A 14,638-nucleotide genomic window follows, 5' to 3' on the forward strand; every position below is an offset into this window, starting at 1 on the left:
GATCCGTCGCGGAAGACACATCGCGCCAGGTCACAGACACGTCATGGGCGCGATGAACGGTCTCTCCATCACTCGATCGTGGAAAGCTCCACATCGGTGGGGACTGCGGACGGGGCGTCGCGGCGTGCGGCGCCACTCCCACTTCCTCCTCTCACTGTCGTGCCGGTCCTGTGCCGACACCTGTTCTGTTCGCGTGCTTTCGCGGCCCTTGATGAACTCGGAGAAGCCGTGCGGTTGATGTCCAGGAACGTGGCCCTCGCCGGTGCCGTCGCCTTCACGCTCACCCTGGGCGGGTGTTCGGGCGACGGGGACAGCGCGGACGAGCGCCGCCCGGCCGGCGCCAACAGCGATGCCCCGACTGCCGGGGACGGCGCACCGGGCGGCGGCTCGGCGATCCGCAACGGCCCCGCGTACGCCGGGCCCGCGCTGCCGGGTCTGACCGACAAGCCGCTCTGGTCCGTGGCCGGTGGCAAGGAAGGCGCCAAGGTCGACACCTCGACGGGCAAGGTCACCGGGCCGGCCGAACCGCGGATCGTCGGCAACACGGTGGCGCTCGTGCGTACCGAACTGGCCGCGAACGTGCCCAAATCGACACCCGCGCCCGGTGCCGACACCATCGTCGGTGACTGGAACACCGTGGAACTGCGCGACGCCGAGAGCGGCGCGGTCCGCGCGACCGTGAACCTGCGTGGCCGCATCGTCGCCGGAACGTGGGCCGGCAAGCCGGTGCTGTACGCCGTCTACACCGAAAAGACCGCGTCCGACGGGTTGAGCACCGCGAAACGCGCCACCGTGTGGTTGGCACTGGACGAGAACGGTCGTGAAGCGGGAAGGGCCGCGCTTCCCGAGGACAGCGACGCCGACACCACGGAGACCGTCGTCGACGGGTGGGTGGTGCGTACCGTGCACGACGGCTCCAAGGCCACGGTGAACGTGCGCCCCGCGCAAGGAGGTTCGGCGGGTGTGACGGTCGAGCACAACATCGCCGACTTCGACGGCGGCAAGGACCGGCAAATCTTCGGCGGCCTGCTGTTCTCCTACGACAAGGCGGACAAGGACGGTGTGAAGCACTTGGTCGCCACCGACATCGCCACCGGTCAGCGCAAGTGGACGACCGCGAGCGTACGCAAGCCCGCCGGCACTCCCGAGGCATCGACGACCAGCGGTCATGCTCCGGCGATCGTACGGATGATCGGCGGCGACAAGATCGTCATCGCCTGGGACGCGGGCTCGAAGGGCAGCTTCAGCTTCGCGACGCAGTGGGGACTGTACGACCTGGCGACCGGAAACCTCGTCCACGACGGACCGCGCATCACCAGCGGCTACTACCGCGCGATCGTCGACCGCGAGGAGTCGCTGATGTTCGTCGCGGCCGGCACCGGCGGCGAAGTGCGAACCACGGCATGGGACCTGAGGACCGGTCGGATCGTATGGCAGCAGCCCAAGGAGGGTGAGTTGCCGATCGAGTCGTTCGTGGTGGTCAACGGCGCCCTGTACGCGAGCAAGCGCGGCTACAGCCCCAGTGGGAGCATGAACGGCGACAACCCGCGCGCCGGCGATCCGCTCGTGGTCGACGCTCGAACCAGGAAGGTCGTGCTGCCCGAAGGGGTGCCGGGCGAGCTGTTCCCCAGGATGACCGCCGACGGCCACGGTCTGGTGAGCACCAGGGACGGCATCTTCGTCTTCGGCGCCAAACCACTCGCATAACCACCGTCGGTTGGTGAGCGGTCGAACCGTCTGCGGCTGGGGTCGACGCGGGGTATGTGACGCCGCGCTCGCGGTGCGGGGAACCGGGCCACTCGTTCTCGCGACGGATCGATGCGGGACTTCACCGGAGCCGGTTGCCCGTTGCCCGGCTCCGGCGTTTCCCGAGCGCGTTTCGGCAGCGGTCGTTCCTGTGCTCCGGGGGGATCAGCGGTCGTCGAGCTTGGCCAGGACGACGCCGCCGATGATCAGGAGGCCGCCGACGGTCTGGGACGTCGTCGGTGCCTCGTCGATCAGCAGCCAGGCGAAGCCCACACTGGCGACGACTTCCAGCAGGGCGATGAAGGAGGCGGTGCGTGAGCCGAGGCGGCGGCTCGCCGCGGTTCCCGTCGTGTAGGCCAAGGCGGCGGTGACCAGGCCGAGCAGGAGCACCGGCACCCACCACGGTGTGCTGCCGGTCGTGTAGGAAGCCGGTTCGAGGGTGGCGCGCATCGGCAACAGGCCGACGGCCGCGAGGGCGGCGAGGGTGACCGTGCCGATCACGAGACCGGCACCGGTCAGGGCCACCGGCGGCAGCCCGGTGTCGGTGTCCGCCGCGATGAGGAAGTACGCCGTCAGGCCCACCATCGCGGCGAGCGCCCAGGCGACGCCCGACCATGCCAGGTCGGCGCCGGAGAGCAGGTCGACGGCCAGTACCAGGCCGGCGGCTGCCATGCCGGCGCCGGCCAGGGTGTACGGCCGCGGGCGCTGACCGCGACGCACCCACAACCACACCACGACGGCCGCCGGAGCGGTGTACTCGATGAGCAACGCGGGCGCGACGTCCATCGTGGCGACCGCGGAGAAGAAGCAGAACTGCGCGCCGGCGAGCCCCAGTACGCCGTACACCAGCACGGTCGGCAGCTGCGCGCGCAGTTGCCGCAGGCGCCCGCGCAGGGACGCGACCGCGAACGGCGCCACGACGAGCGCGGCGATGCCGACCCGGGCCAGCACGATGGCTCCCGGGCTCCACCCGGACGAGAGCAGTCCTCGAGCCAACGATCCCGACATGCCGAAGGACATCGCGGAGACGAGGGCGAGGAACAGGCCGCCGCCGAGGGCGCCGGAGGAGGCGCGTACACGCAGCGTGTCATCGACTACCTGGGTCATAGACCATGACGCTAAGAGAGAAGATGTAAGATGTCAAAATGATTTTTGGTCATGACACCGAGTCCGACCTGCAGGCGGCCGTGGCGCTGGTCAACAGCGCGGAGGGGTCGGACACCCTCACCACCGTCCAGGAGTTGGACGCGTGGTGCGCCGAACATCGCTACACCGGACGCCGGGACCGCGATGCCGAGGAACTCGCGAGCATGCGCGAGCTGCGGCCGGTTCTGCGCGAGCTGTTGACCGCCGACCGCGACCGCGCCGCGAGCCTGGTGAACACGATGCTCATCGACGCTCGTGCGCTCCCGCAGCTCGTTCGTCACGACGACCAGGACTGGCATCTGCACGCCGTGTCCTCCGACGCGCCCCTGGCAACCCGCGTCATCGTGGAGACCGCGATGGCCATGACCGACGTGGTGCGCGTCGACGAGCTGTCCCGCCTGTTCCTGTGCGCGGACGAAGGCTGTGCGGGCATCGTCCTGGACCTCACCCGGAACCGTTCGCGCCGCTACTGCAGCACCGCGTGTGCCAACCGCAACGCGGTGGCCGCCTACCGCGCCCGCCTCGGCACACGCCGGCCCGCGGACAGGCCGAGCACGGCGACCTGAACGGCGGCGCCCCTGCTCGTCGTCAGGCGGCAGGACCGGCAGGTGGCGACGCGTTCACGACCGCTCAGTCGAGACAGAACTCGTTGCCCTCGATGTCCTGCATCAGGATGCAGGATTCGTTCACGGCATCGGCATGCAATACCCGCACCTGTACCGCTCCGAGCGCGACCAGTCGTGCGGACTCGGCCTCGAGTGTGGCGAGGCGCTCTTCACCCACGAGCCCGGTGCCGGCCCGTACATCGAGGTGCACCCGATTCTTGACGACCTTGCCTTCCGGAACACGCTGGAAGTACATGCGTGGGCCCACACCGGTGGGATCCATGCAGACGAACGCCGCGCCCCGGCGCTCGGGCGGCAGCGAGCGGTGGTATTCGTCCCAGGTGGCAAAGCCCTCCGGCGGCGGCGGTACGACGTACCCCAACACCTCGCACCAGAAACGAGCGACGCGCTCAGGCTCCGCGCAGTCGAAGGTGACTTGGAACTTCTTGATCGATGCCATCGGTCCACGGTAGCGGCGCGTGCCGTTCACCGGGAGCAGGGCTTGATCGCCGCGCGGCGGACGTGGCCCGCCCAGGTCCGTGAGCACCCTCATACCGCCTTCTCTGCCCAGAAGGCGACACCCCATGCGCTGCCCGCGGATCGCGGGGAGAGGCACGGATGCTCCCGGCACGGGGTGAGCGATCGACGGGGCGCGCTGTGTCGCGCCGTAGTCGGCCAAGACGGCTGATCACAGCGAAGACGGCTGGTCCGTAACGCATGTGCTGCGAACGGATCGCCTGGGCGGCTTTCGAGATTGTCGACGGCGAGGACCGCTACCCGGTCGTCATGTGGGGCTTCGCCGCCGAACCGGGCGTCGTTCCCGTCGCCCATCGCCCGTCGCCTGTCGGCCGTCGCCCGTCGCCCGTCGCCGGCGGCGGCGAAGGGAAGCGCCGAAAGCCTCCGCTTCGGTCGCTCCGCCGCGCCGCCGGACGACCGTGACTGGAAGCTCTGCGGAAGGGAAGGATGTTCGGGTGATCACTTGCGTCGTCGACTACACGATCGATCCCGCCAAGATCGAGGCGTTCGAACGGTTCGGGCGTTGTTGGATGGAACTGGTCGGTCGCCACGGTGGAATCCATCATGGCTACTTCCTGCCTGCCGAGGGGGCGAGCGACCGGGCCCTGGCCCTGTTCACCTTCCCGAGCCTGGCCGCCTACGAGCGGTACCGCGGCCTGTTCGGAGTGGATCCGGACTTCGTGGCAGCGGACCGTATCCGGGACGAGAGCGGTTGTGTCGTGCGCTACGAACGCACGTTCATGCGGCCGATACTGCCGGGGGACGTCGGTCCCGAAGCCGCGCCGCGGGATTGACGGAATCGGCGGCGCATCGCGAACGCCGCCGCCCGCCGTCGTGGTCGTCCCGTACGGGGATGGGGATGTGCGATCTCGCAGGCATCCGGTGGGTGGCCATCCCGCGAACCGCGCTGGGGAGTTGCTTCAGGGCTTCGTCGACTCGCTCGTTGTCGGAGGGCGGAAGCAAGTGTCGATGGTTTTGCCGTGGCGGTGGGGGTGGATGTTCCAGTCGTCGGTGACCGCGTCGACCAGGGCCAGGCCCCGTCCGCCGGGGGTGAGGCTGTCGGGGGTTCGTGGTGTCGGCAGAGTGGGGTCGTCGTCGCACACGTGCACGTGCAGGCAGTGGCCGTCCCAGGAGATGACCACGTGAGCGCGAGTGTGGGCGTGCAGGTGAGTGTTGGTGACCAGTTCGGTGACCACGAGCAGAATCGCGTCCACCGTCTCGGGGGCGTCCTCGGTCCACTCCAGCATGGCCAGGCGTTCCCTGGCCCATCGCCGCCCGGCGCCGACTCCCGTCTCCACGGGGAACGCCCGTGCCCATCCCTTGGCCCGCATCGCCTCGCCCAAAACCGTCCTCCCGGATCGTGTTGTCGCGGGTGCCTACCCGGTGAAGGCCACGCCATCCGTTCCGGGAGAGGTCAAGAAGACGGGCCGGGACATCGACTACATGTGCACGGTGGGGGCCGTGTTCGGGTCGACGACGGGGGCGCCGCGACGGAAGAGCAGCGCCGTGGCGACCAGGCCGACGGCGAAGAACGCGGCGGACCAGCGGTAGGCGGTCGCGTAACTCTCCAGCGCGGCGCGGGCGAAGGTCTCCGGGCCGGCCCGATGGTCCTTCAGGTAGTGCGATCCGGCCGACGCGGACAGCGTGCTCAGCAGCGCGATGCCGACCGAACCGCCGACCTGCTGCACGGTGTTGACCGCGGCCGAGGCAACCCCAGAGTCCTGCGCGCGTACGCCGAACGTGGCCGCGCTCATGCACGGCGCGATGACCAGTCCCACGCCCGCGCCGAACACGATCAGGCCGGGCATCAGGTCGGTCGCGTACGCGCTGTCCAGATCCAGGCGGGTCATGTGGAGCAGGGCGAGCGCTGCCAGGCCCATCCCGGTCGGCACGATCGGCTTGGGCCCGAAGCGCGGCAGCAGGACGACGGTTGCGCTGGTCGCGGTGAGCATGATGCCGAACACCATGGGCAGGAAGGCCAGCCCGGTCTTCACCGGGCTGTAGTGCAGGGTCTGCTGCATGTAGTAGGTCAGGAACAGGAAGATGCCGAACATGCCGGCGCCGGCCACGAGCATGCCGATCAGGGCGGCGCCCCGGTCGCGGTCCAGGAGTACGCGCGGCGGCAGGAGCGGGTTGGCGACGACGGTCTGGATGCGGGCGAAGACGGCGAGCAGTACGACGGCGGCGATCAGGCAGCCGTAGGTGATCGGGTCGCGCCAACCGTCGCTCTCCGCGTGCGAGAAGCCGTAGACGAGCGCGAACAGACCGGCGGAGACGGCCAATGTGCCCGGCAGGTCCAGACGGGGGCGGTCGGCGGCGCGCTCGTGCCTGCCCAGCAGCAGGACTCCACCGACGATGGCGAGGCCGGCCAGGATCAGGTTGACGTACAGGCACCAGCGCCAGTCGAGGTGTTGGGTCAGTACGCCGCCCAGGAGCAGTCCCACGCCGCCGCCCGCGCCGGCGACGGCGCCGAACACGCCGAAGGCCTTGGCACGTTCGGTCGGGTCGGTGAACGTGGTGGTGAGCAGCGACAGTGCGGCCGGGGCGAGGAGCGCGCCGAAGACGCCCTGGAGGGCGCGGGCGGCCACCAGTACCTCGAAGTTCGGCGCGGCGCCGCCGGCGGCGGAGGCCAAGGCGAAGCCGAACAGGCCGATCAGGAAGGCGTTTCGGCGGCCGAACAGGTCGGCGATCCGGCCGCCGAGCAGCAGCAGGCTGCCGAACGCGAGGGCGTAGGCGGTGACCACCCATTGGCGATTGCCGTCGGAGAAGCCGAGGTCGCGCTGTGCGGACGGCAGGGCGATGTTGACGATGGTGGCGTCCAGGACGACGGTGACCTGGGCCAGCGCGATCACCGCGAGGATCCACCAGCGGCGGGGCACGGCGCCGGCAGCGGCCGGGTCCGGTGGTGCCACGGCCGGGGCGGCGGTGTTTTGTGGCATGGCGAATCTGCTCCTGTCGGGTGGGAGAGGACGCGCTTGGGGAAATGGCCTGCGGCCGGCGGTTCAGTGCCGGAGCAGCGCCGGGAGCACGACGGCGTCGATGTAGCGCTGTAGGTATTCCTCGTCGGCGATGCAGCCTTCGATCAGGGGTCGGCCGGTCACCGCGCCGATCAGCAGGTGTGCCAGCAGGCCCACCGCGGGGTTGTCCGGGGCGACTTCGCCGCGCGCGACAGCGTTCGCGAGCACCCGGTCGAGCACCGCCGCCTCGGGATCGACGATGGCTTCCCGTACCGCCAGGCCGAGTTCGGGATCGCCCAGGATGGCGTGCGCGACACTCGCGAGCAGCGCGGTGTCGGGGGCGGCGCCGTACGCGATCCGGTGCACGGTCTCGTACAGGTCGCCACGCAGCGAACCGGTGTCCAGGCCGACCAGGGACGCGCCCTTGTTGTGCCGCAGTGCCGCCGCGACCAGACGCGGCTTGCTCCGCCACTGGCGGTACAGGGTCGCCTTGCCGGCCTTGGCTCGCGTGGCGATGGCCTCCATGGTCAACGCGGCGTAGCCCATCTCACGGAGCAGGTCCAGCGTGGCCACGTACAACTCGGCCTCGCGCTCCGCGGTCAGCCGCGAACGTCGTCCGGAGGGCGCGGAGTCGGTGGTCCCGGTCGAGTCGGTGTGCATGCGGGGGTACCTCGTCGGTTGAAATAGCGAAACGACGTCGTTTCGCCAACGCTAGAGGTGGCGCTATCGAAACGCAACCGTTTCGATAGCGAGTTTGGTGGGGGTGGAGGTGGTCGGTCGTGAATATCGGTTCCAGGACCGGGATTCTCGGCATCGAGTCCGCGCGAAGACGACGCTGTCGAGCACGCCTGAGACTCCGTCAGGTCTCGTGGTGGACACATCTCAGGGTCAATGTCATTTTGTCGATTCGATCGATTGAGAAATCTGACGCATCGTCATATTGTCACGCCGGTCGAACGGAATGATCGACTCCGGTGGGGACACCGGCTGTGCTCGAACACGGACGCATACGGGCACCGGACGCAGACGGATCGCGACGGATCGACGGATCGCACGGACCGCACGGACTTCAGGGGTGAGACACGTGGGCCAGGAGCTGCCCGAACCGGCCGCGCAGGCCGGCAGGATCCGAGCCGCGGGGGTCGAGCGCCGATTCGGTCGCGGCGCGAGCCGGGTGCACGCGCTCGGCCCACTCGATCTGGACGTCGAACCCGGGGAATTCTGCTGCATCGTCGGCCCGTCCGGGTGCGGCAAGTCCACATTCCTGCGGATCGTGGCCGGCCTGGTCAAGCCGACCGCCGGCCGGGTCGAGGTGACGGCGGCGACCGCGAACCCCGCCGCGATGGTGTTCCAGAACTACGGCATCAGCCCGTGGAAGACGGTGTTGGCCAACGTTCGGTTCGGCCTGGACCTGCGTCGGGTGCCACGCAAGGAGGCGAACGCGCGAGCGCGCGACTGGCTGGGTCGACTCGGCCTCGCGGACTTCGCCGACCGCTACCCCGCGGCCCTGTCCGGCGGGATGCAGCAGCGCGTGTCGATCGCCCGCGCGCTCGCGGTCGAGCCGGAAATCCTGCTCATGGACGAGCCGTTCGCGGCCCTGGACGCGCAGCTGCGGACGATCCTGCAGGACGAACTCCTGGAGATCTGCCAAGCGGACAAGCGCACCGTCCTGTTCGTCACACACAGCCTGGAGGAGGCGCTGGTGCTGGGCGACCGCGTCCTGGTGATGTCCGCACGGCCCGGCCGACTGATCGCCGAGCGGGTACCGCCGTTCGCCCGCCCGCGGACCGGAGAGGTGCGCAGGTCACCGGAGTTCGCCGCGATGCAGGCCGAACTGTGGGAACTGCTGCGCGGGGAGGTCGAGACGACGACCACCCGCGAGCAGGAGACGGACCGGGAGCAGGACCGGGACCCGAAGCAGGGCGGCAAGCAGAAGCAGGACCCGAAGAGGGAGCAGGAGAAGGACAAGGAGGAGGTCGCGCCGTGACGGTCACCGTGAAGGACAACGCGTCGATCCGAGTGCTGGTCCGCGAACCGGGCACCGCCGAACGCGACCCCGGCCGGGCGCGGACGCGACGGCGACTCCTGGAGATCGGCCTGGCCGTCGCCGTTCCCGTGGTCCTCCTGCTGTGGTGGCAACTCGCCGCGAACCAGGGGTGGATCGACGACCGGCTCTACCCCGCGCCCTCGACCATCGTCGCGGACGGCTGGACCGACGCCACCGACGGCAAGCTGTGGCCGGACGTGTGGGCCACGCTGGCCCGGGTGCTGCCCGGCTACGCGATCGGCGCCATCGGCGGATTCGTCGTCGGCCTCCTGATGGGTACCAACGCGCTGGTTCGGGCCGCGCTCGAACCCACCCTGGACGCCCTGTACGTGGTGCCCAAGCTCGCGCTCCTGCCGATCTTCATGACCATGTTCGGTCTCGGCGAGGCACCGCACATCGCGCTTGTCGCGGTGACGGTGTTCTTCTTCGTCTGGATCGCCACAATGGCCGCGGTCATCGCCGTGCCCGACGGCTACCGCGAGGCCGGGGCGGTCTTCGGCGCCGGTCCGTGGCAGATGTTCCGACACGTGTTGCTGCCCGCGTCGCTGCCGCAGGTGATGGTGGGCCTGCGGATCTCGGCGGGCGTCGCGGTCCTGGTCATCATCGCCTCCGAGGGGATCGCCTCGCCCGACAACAAGGGCCTGGGCTACGTGATCTTCAATTCGCGCCAACTCTTCGACAACCGCGCGATGTTCGTCGGGATCATCGTGGTCGCGATCGTCGGCGTGCTCTTCTCCGAGTTGATCCGCCACGTGGGCCGACTGTGCACTCCGTGGGCACCGCGCGACCGCGGTCCCGGGCAGTCCTGACGCGCCGTCAACCACGACGCGGTCCCGACGCGACGTCACCACCTCAGCGCAGGCCCGATGCGATGCCACCACCTCGGCCGGGCCGCCCGCCTCGTGCGCGGCCTCCCGACCACACCTCGGCGCACCGACCCCGAAAGGCACATCATGGCGAGACGCGGATTCCTGACGACCACCGCACTGTTGGCCTGCACCACGCTGCTCGCCGGATGCGGCGGTTCCGCCGACTCCGGTTCGGACCGGGACAAGACCCCGCAGCCCAAGCGCCCGATCGAGGCGGTCGCGGGATGCGAGCACGCCTGGACCGATCCGGCCGACCTGGCCCCGACCCGCAAGCCGGCGCGCTGCACGGCGGGTTCGCCCGCCGCCAAGCCGCTCGCGCAGAAGGCGAAGATCACCGTGACGGCGGGCTCGTTGTCGGCCGAGTACCTCGGCCCGCTGCGCACCGCGATCGCCAAGGGCGAGTTCGCGAAGGAAGGTCTGGACGTCGAGCTCAAGCAGATGCCGGCCACCGACGCGATCACGCTGCTCGCCAAGGGCCAGGTGGACGTGCTGTATTCGGCGCCCGAGGCCGGCATGGTCAACGCGGTCAAGCAGGGCTTCGACATCAAGTGGGTCGCGGGCAACTATTCGGTGGCCCCCGAATCCAAGACCGGGGTCTGGGCCCGGGTCAAGGACGGCAAGACCGGGGACGCGGTCGACCTGAAGAACGCGCGCTTCGGCACGCTGGTGGGCAAGACGTCGGTGATCATGTACCCGATCGAGAGCGTGCTCGCCCAGCACAAGACCAAGCCCACCGACGTCTCCTTCCAGCAACTGGACGGCGCGGGTGTGCCTGAGGCGTTCAAGAACGGCGGCATCGACGCGGCCTGGCTGCTCGACCCGATCTGGAAGGACTTCGAGGGCAAGCCCGAGTACACATTCCTGGGCGGTCAGCCGGTCGGTGAGCCGCTCGGCGGAATGCTCTACGGGCAAAACCTTCTGGCGAAGAACCGGGACGCCGGCGTCGCGTTCCTGCGCGCGCTGATCCGCACCGTGAACACGTACTTCGCGGGCGACTACAAGCAGGACCCGGCGTTCGTCCAGGAATTGGCGACGACGCTGGGCAGCAAGCCCGAACTGCTGAAGTCCGTGCCCGCGCAGGTGGTCGACTGGGAGATCCGCGGCGGCACGACCGACCGGGTCCAGAAGATGTACATCGAGGGCAAGGTGGTCGAGGCACCGGCGTTGCCGGAGGACAAGCTCGTCGACCGCTCCTTCTACGCGGAGGCCGTGGGCCACACCGGCCCCTGAGCACGACGGCCGCTCACGCGGGCGGCATCGGATCGAACGCGGCCTTCCCGCCCGGGCGGCCGCGTTCGATCCGGAACCACGGCGTCGGGTGTTCTCCCACGGTACGTCGGCGGCCCCGACTCACGCGGCGCCGCTCGTGGGAACCCGACGCCGACACCTCGCTCCCGCCGCCTTCGACCACGGTCGGCTCGGATGCCGATCCGATCGAATCGAGCATCGGTACACGCAGCGAAACGGAACCTTGATCCTGGGAACGAGCGCGCCTAGGGTGGCGGAGCATCCCGCTCCCGCCGCACGACTGCGCAGTTCGCCCACAGCCGTGCCTTGCGCCCGCGAGGAGACATCATCACCGTCATCGAGCACGTCCCCCCGAAGCCGGTCGCCGGTCCGACTCCCGCTCCGCGTGGCCGAGTCCACCGCGAGGCGGACAGGCGGACCGGATGACCGGCCGCTCATGGCTGTACGTTCCCGGGGACCGACCCGCCATGCTCGAAAAGGCACTGTCCCGAGGTGCGGACGCCGTCATCGTCGACCTCGAGGACGCCGTGCCCGCCTCGGCCAAGTCCGCCGTGCGCGCCGAGGTCGCGCGGTGGCTGACCGGGCAGGACCCCGAGGGACAATGCGCGATCTGGGTCCGCATCAACTCCGGTACGCCGGGCCTCGTCGACGCCCGTGCCGTCGTCGCGCCCGCCCTGCGCGGTCTGGTCCAGGCCAAGTGCGCGGGTCTCGACGAACTGCGCGCACTGCACGACGTCCTCACCGAGCGGGAACACGAAACGGGCATCGACGCGGGCCGGACCCAGGTGTCCCCGCTGCTGGAGGACGCGGCGGCGATCCTCGCCGCACCTGCCATCGCGCGTGCGCCCCGCGTGACTCGACTCCAGGTCGGCGAGGCGGACTTGTGTGCGGACCTGGGCATCGAACCCGGTGACGACGAATCGGAACTCCTCGCGATCCGGTCCCGGATCGTGCTCGCTTCGGCGGCTGCCGGCATCGCCCCTCCGGTCGCCCCCGTGTCGACCGACTACCGCGACCTGGACGCCCTGCGCCGTTCCACCGAACGGTTGCGTCGTCTCGGCTACCGATCGCGTGCATGCATCCACCCCGATCAACTGAGGGTCGTTCACGACGTGTTCACTCCCTCGCCGGAGGCCGTCGAGCGCGCCGGACGACTCGTCGCCCGCTTCGAGGCCGGCCTTGCCGCAGGACAGGCGGTCTGTGTCGGCGACGACGGCAAGATGATCGACGAGGCGGTGGTCCGCAACGCCCGCCGGATCCTGGCTGCGGGAAACGCGGCGTCAGGGGGATCGGCGTCCCGATAGGGGTGCGTGCAACTCGTCGACCACGGCGTGCAGTCGGCCGCCCGGCACGCGGGCGATCCCGATCGCGGTCGGGCAGCGCCGGCACCCGGCGTGACGCACCTGCGCCACCGCGTGGAGCGATGACCTCGACCGCTTCGACAACGCCTCCCGGAGCAGGGATTCGACCCCGTGGGGCCCCGAGGTTGTCGAGCCCTCGACCCCGGGCACCGCGCGGCGGTGGAAGTCGCCGGTGGGGTCGAGAGGTCGCCTGGGCGAGGGAGCGGTCATCCGGCCGGGGGCAGGGAGTCGAGCCAGGCAGTCAGGAGATGGTTGACTTCGTCGGGGCGTTCCTGCTGGATCCAGTGGCCGCAGCCGTCCACGATGTGCGAGGAGACCAGGCCGGGCAGCGTGGACGGGTACGCGTCGATCGCGTCGGCCATCCACGTCGTGGAGGCGTCCAGGCCGCCGCCGATGAACAGGGACGGCTGCTTGATGGGCGCGCCGGCGTAGGGGGCGAGGTCCTCCCAGTCGCGGTCCATGTTGCGATAGCGGTTGAGTGCCCCGGTCATGCCGGTGCGCTCGAACTCTCCCGCGTACACGTCGAGGTCGCCCTCGGTCAGCCAGGAGGGCAGCCGACCGCTCGGAAAGCGGTCGCGCAGCAGCCCTCCGCCGCGGCTCACGAAGTGCGGGTCGGGTTCGCCCCGCGCCGGCATGGTGTCGGCGGACAGGGCCGCGAAGAAGCCCGCGAGCCAGCCGCGGACGTCGGGTTCCATCTCGGCCTCGGCGCGGCCGGGCTCTTGGAAGTAGGAGACGTAGAACTCCGCCTCCCCGCCCATCCGGGTGAACACGTCGGTCGGGCGGGGGCCGCCGGGCGGTGCGTAGGGGACGCTCAGCAGTCCGACCGCGCGGAAGCTCTCGGGGTGGAGCAGGGCGGACCCGGCCGCGATGTTCGAGCCCCAGTCGTGTCCGATGATCACCGCCGTGTCCTCACCCAGAGCGTGCACCAGGGCGACGTTGTCCTCCACCAGGGCGAGCATCCGGTAGTCCTGCGTCGCGGCCGGCTTCGAGGAGCGGCCGTAGCCGCGTACGTCCAGTGCGACCGCCCGGTATCCCGCCGCCGCGAGTGCCGGGAGCTGGTACCGCCAGGAGAACCAGGACTCGGGGAAGCCGTGGACGAGCAGGACCAGCGGCCCGGTGCCCTGTTCGACCAGGTGCAACCGGCCGGCGGGTGCCTCGATGGTGCGGTGGCGCAGGTCTGCGGCTGGTGCGGGCTGGTACATGGCCCCTCCTCGGGTTCCCGGGTGGCTGCGGCGACGCACCGATCATGCGCTGCCGCGGTCGACCGACGCGACTTCCCTTGCCATCCTGGCAAACTGGGAGGCCAGGGCGGTGGACACGGCCCGACCGGAAGGGGTGAGGCGAGAATGACGGACGACGGCACAGCCGAAGCACTGGCGGCCATGGGCCCGCGGCTGCGGACCGTTCGCGAGCGGCACGGTGCCACGCTCACCGACGTGAGCCGAGCAACCGGCATCTCCCTCAGCACGCTGTCGCGCTTCGAGAACGGACGGCGCAAGCCGACCCTGGAGGCGCTGCTGAGCCTGGCCAAGACGTACGGCGTCACGCTCGACGAACTCGCCGGCACCGCGTCCGCCACGGCGGAGAGACCGCGAAGTGCCGGGCCGCGGCGCCCCGGGCAGGACAAGACGATGTTGCCGCTGACCCCATACGTCGGGGGCCTGCACGCCCACAAGCACATCCTGCCCGCCGACGGCGAGCCGCCGCTGCGCCCACGACAGGTATCCCACGAAGGCTACGAATGGCTGTGCGTGTTGTACGGGCGGTTGTGGCTGGCGCTCGGCGAACAGGACCTCGTCCTCACCGCCGGAGAAGTCGTCGAGTTCGACACCCGTACACCCCACGGAGTCGCCAACGCCGCCGCTGACGGAACGGTCGAATACCTGATCATGTTCGGGCCGCAGGGTGAACGGCTGCGCCCGCGCACCCTCTAGGAACCGGGTACGAGTTCGCGCAGGGTCGTGTGGCGCGGAACTCCCGAAGCCGGCGCGTCGCGGCAGCCGGGTCCCTTGCGGCCGGTTGGCTCAGTGGCGATCGCCGGAGGATGTGGGCCGCCGTGCAATGGAAGCCGCCGCACGAATCCCGGCGGGCCGTGCTGCCGGGTCGTCGGGGGCCGGCCGCGCACTGCGTGTTTCGGTGTGCC

The 14,638-nt window shown here is 70.1% G+C and carries 14 protein-coding genes; 8 read left to right on the top strand and 6 right to left on the bottom strand.

Annotated features, from left to right (window positions below; all coding sequences use genetic code 11):
• The first annotated feature begins 237 nt into the window (after window positions 1-237).
• Window positions 238-1,707: a hypothetical protein gene (locus tag ACZ4FV_RS29245; protein WP_465323657.1), complete on the top strand. Its 1,470-nt coding sequence runs from the start codon at window positions 238-240 to the stop codon at window positions 1,705-1,707.
• Between the two features lie 204 nt (window positions 1,708-1,911).
• On the opposite strand, the gene ACZ4FV_RS29250 is transcribed toward ACZ4FV_RS29245, so the two are convergent.
• Complete coding sequence (locus tag ACZ4FV_RS29250) at window positions 1,912-2,853, bottom strand: EamA family transporter (RefSeq protein WP_465323658.1); 942 nt, start codon at window positions 2,851-2,853, stop codon at window positions 1,912-1,914.
• 38 nt (window positions 2,854-2,891) lie between these two features.
• Here ACZ4FV_RS29250 and ACZ4FV_RS29255 point away from each other — a divergent pair, with 38 nt between their 5' ends.
• Entirely contained in the window at window positions 2,892-3,458 is a 567-nt protein-coding gene (locus tag ACZ4FV_RS29255; RefSeq protein WP_395860206.1) for a CGNR zinc finger domain-containing protein, read from the top strand.
• 64 nt (window positions 3,459-3,522) lie between these two features.
• Here ACZ4FV_RS29255 and ACZ4FV_RS29260 read toward each other — a convergent pair whose 3' ends face one another.
• A complete protein-coding gene (locus tag ACZ4FV_RS29260; RefSeq protein ID WP_402233401.1) occupies window positions 3,523-3,957 on the bottom strand; it encodes a VOC family protein in 435 nt (144 codons plus the stop codon).
• A 511-nt stretch (window positions 3,958-4,468) separates the two neighbouring features.
• On the opposite strand from ACZ4FV_RS29260, the gene ACZ4FV_RS29265 reads away from it, so the two are divergent.
• Window positions 4,469-4,807 (top strand): NIPSNAP family protein, encoded by a 339-nt coding sequence (locus ACZ4FV_RS29265; RefSeq protein WP_395860204.1) that lies wholly within the window; start codon window positions 4,469-4,471, stop codon window positions 4,805-4,807.
• Between the two features lie 126 nt (window positions 4,808-4,933).
• Here ACZ4FV_RS29265 and ACZ4FV_RS29270 read toward each other — a convergent pair whose 3' ends face one another.
• From ACZ4FV_RS29270 to ACZ4FV_RS29280, 3 genes are all read right to left on the bottom strand, one after another.
• Window positions 4,934-5,356, bottom strand: coding sequence for an ATP-binding protein (locus tag ACZ4FV_RS29270; RefSeq protein WP_395860202.1), 423 nt, complete (start codon window positions 5,354-5,356; stop codon window positions 4,934-4,936).
• Window positions 5,357-5,452: 96 nt separating this feature from the next.
• Complete coding sequence (locus ACZ4FV_RS29275; protein WP_395860200.1) at window positions 5,453-6,952, bottom strand: MFS transporter; 1,500 nt, start codon at window positions 6,950-6,952, stop codon at window positions 5,453-5,455.
• A gap of 63 nt (window positions 6,953-7,015) precedes the next feature.
• A complete protein-coding gene (locus tag ACZ4FV_RS29280) occupies window positions 7,016-7,630 on the bottom strand; it encodes a TetR/AcrR family transcriptional regulator (RefSeq protein ID WP_402233396.1) in 615 nt (204 codons plus the stop codon).
• A gap of 436 nt (window positions 7,631-8,066) precedes the next feature.
• Here ACZ4FV_RS29280 and ACZ4FV_RS29285 point away from each other — a divergent pair, with 436 nt between their 5' ends.
• From ACZ4FV_RS29285 to ACZ4FV_RS29300, 4 genes are all read left to right on the top strand, one after another.
• The gene (locus ACZ4FV_RS29285) at window positions 8,067-8,957 is read left to right on the top strand and encodes an ABC transporter ATP-binding protein (protein WP_395860953.1); all 891 of its coding nucleotides are present in this window, start codon (window positions 8,067-8,069) and stop codon (window positions 8,955-8,957) included.
• Complete coding sequence (locus ACZ4FV_RS29290; RefSeq protein ID WP_395860197.1) at window positions 8,954-9,826, top strand: ABC transporter permease; 873 nt, start codon at window positions 8,954-8,956, stop codon at window positions 9,824-9,826. Before ACZ4FV_RS29285 ends, ACZ4FV_RS29290 begins: the two co-directional genes overlap by 4 nt.
• A gap of 144 nt (window positions 9,827-9,970) precedes the next feature.
• Window positions 9,971-11,116: an ABC transporter substrate-binding protein gene (locus tag ACZ4FV_RS29295; RefSeq protein ID WP_402233392.1), complete on the top strand. Its 1,146-nt coding sequence runs from the start codon at window positions 9,971-9,973 to the stop codon at window positions 11,114-11,116.
• 440 nt (window positions 11,117-11,556) lie between these two features.
• Window positions 11,557-12,438: an HpcH/HpaI aldolase/citrate lyase family protein gene (locus ACZ4FV_RS29300; RefSeq protein ID WP_402233390.1), complete on the top strand. Its 882-nt coding sequence runs from the start codon at window positions 11,557-11,559 to the stop codon at window positions 12,436-12,438.
• 263 nt (window positions 12,439-12,701) lie between these two features.
• Here the strand turns inward: ACZ4FV_RS29300 and ACZ4FV_RS29305 are convergent, their stop codons facing one another.
• Window positions 12,702-13,697 carry an alpha/beta fold hydrolase gene (locus ACZ4FV_RS29305; RefSeq protein WP_465323659.1) on the bottom strand — a complete coding sequence of 332 codons (996 nt, stop codon included), beginning with the start codon at window positions 13,695-13,697 and terminating at the stop codon, window positions 12,702-12,704.
• A gap of 144 nt (window positions 13,698-13,841) precedes the next feature.
• Between ACZ4FV_RS29305 and ACZ4FV_RS29310 the strand changes: the two genes are divergently transcribed.
• Window positions 13,842-14,429 (top strand): helix-turn-helix domain-containing protein, encoded by a 588-nt coding sequence (locus ACZ4FV_RS29310; protein ID WP_465323660.1) that lies wholly within the window; start codon window positions 13,842-13,844, stop codon window positions 14,427-14,429.
• Window positions 14,430-14,638 lie beyond the last annotated feature (209 nt).

It is taken from the genome of Embleya sp. NPDC025285, from assembly GCF_055558835.1.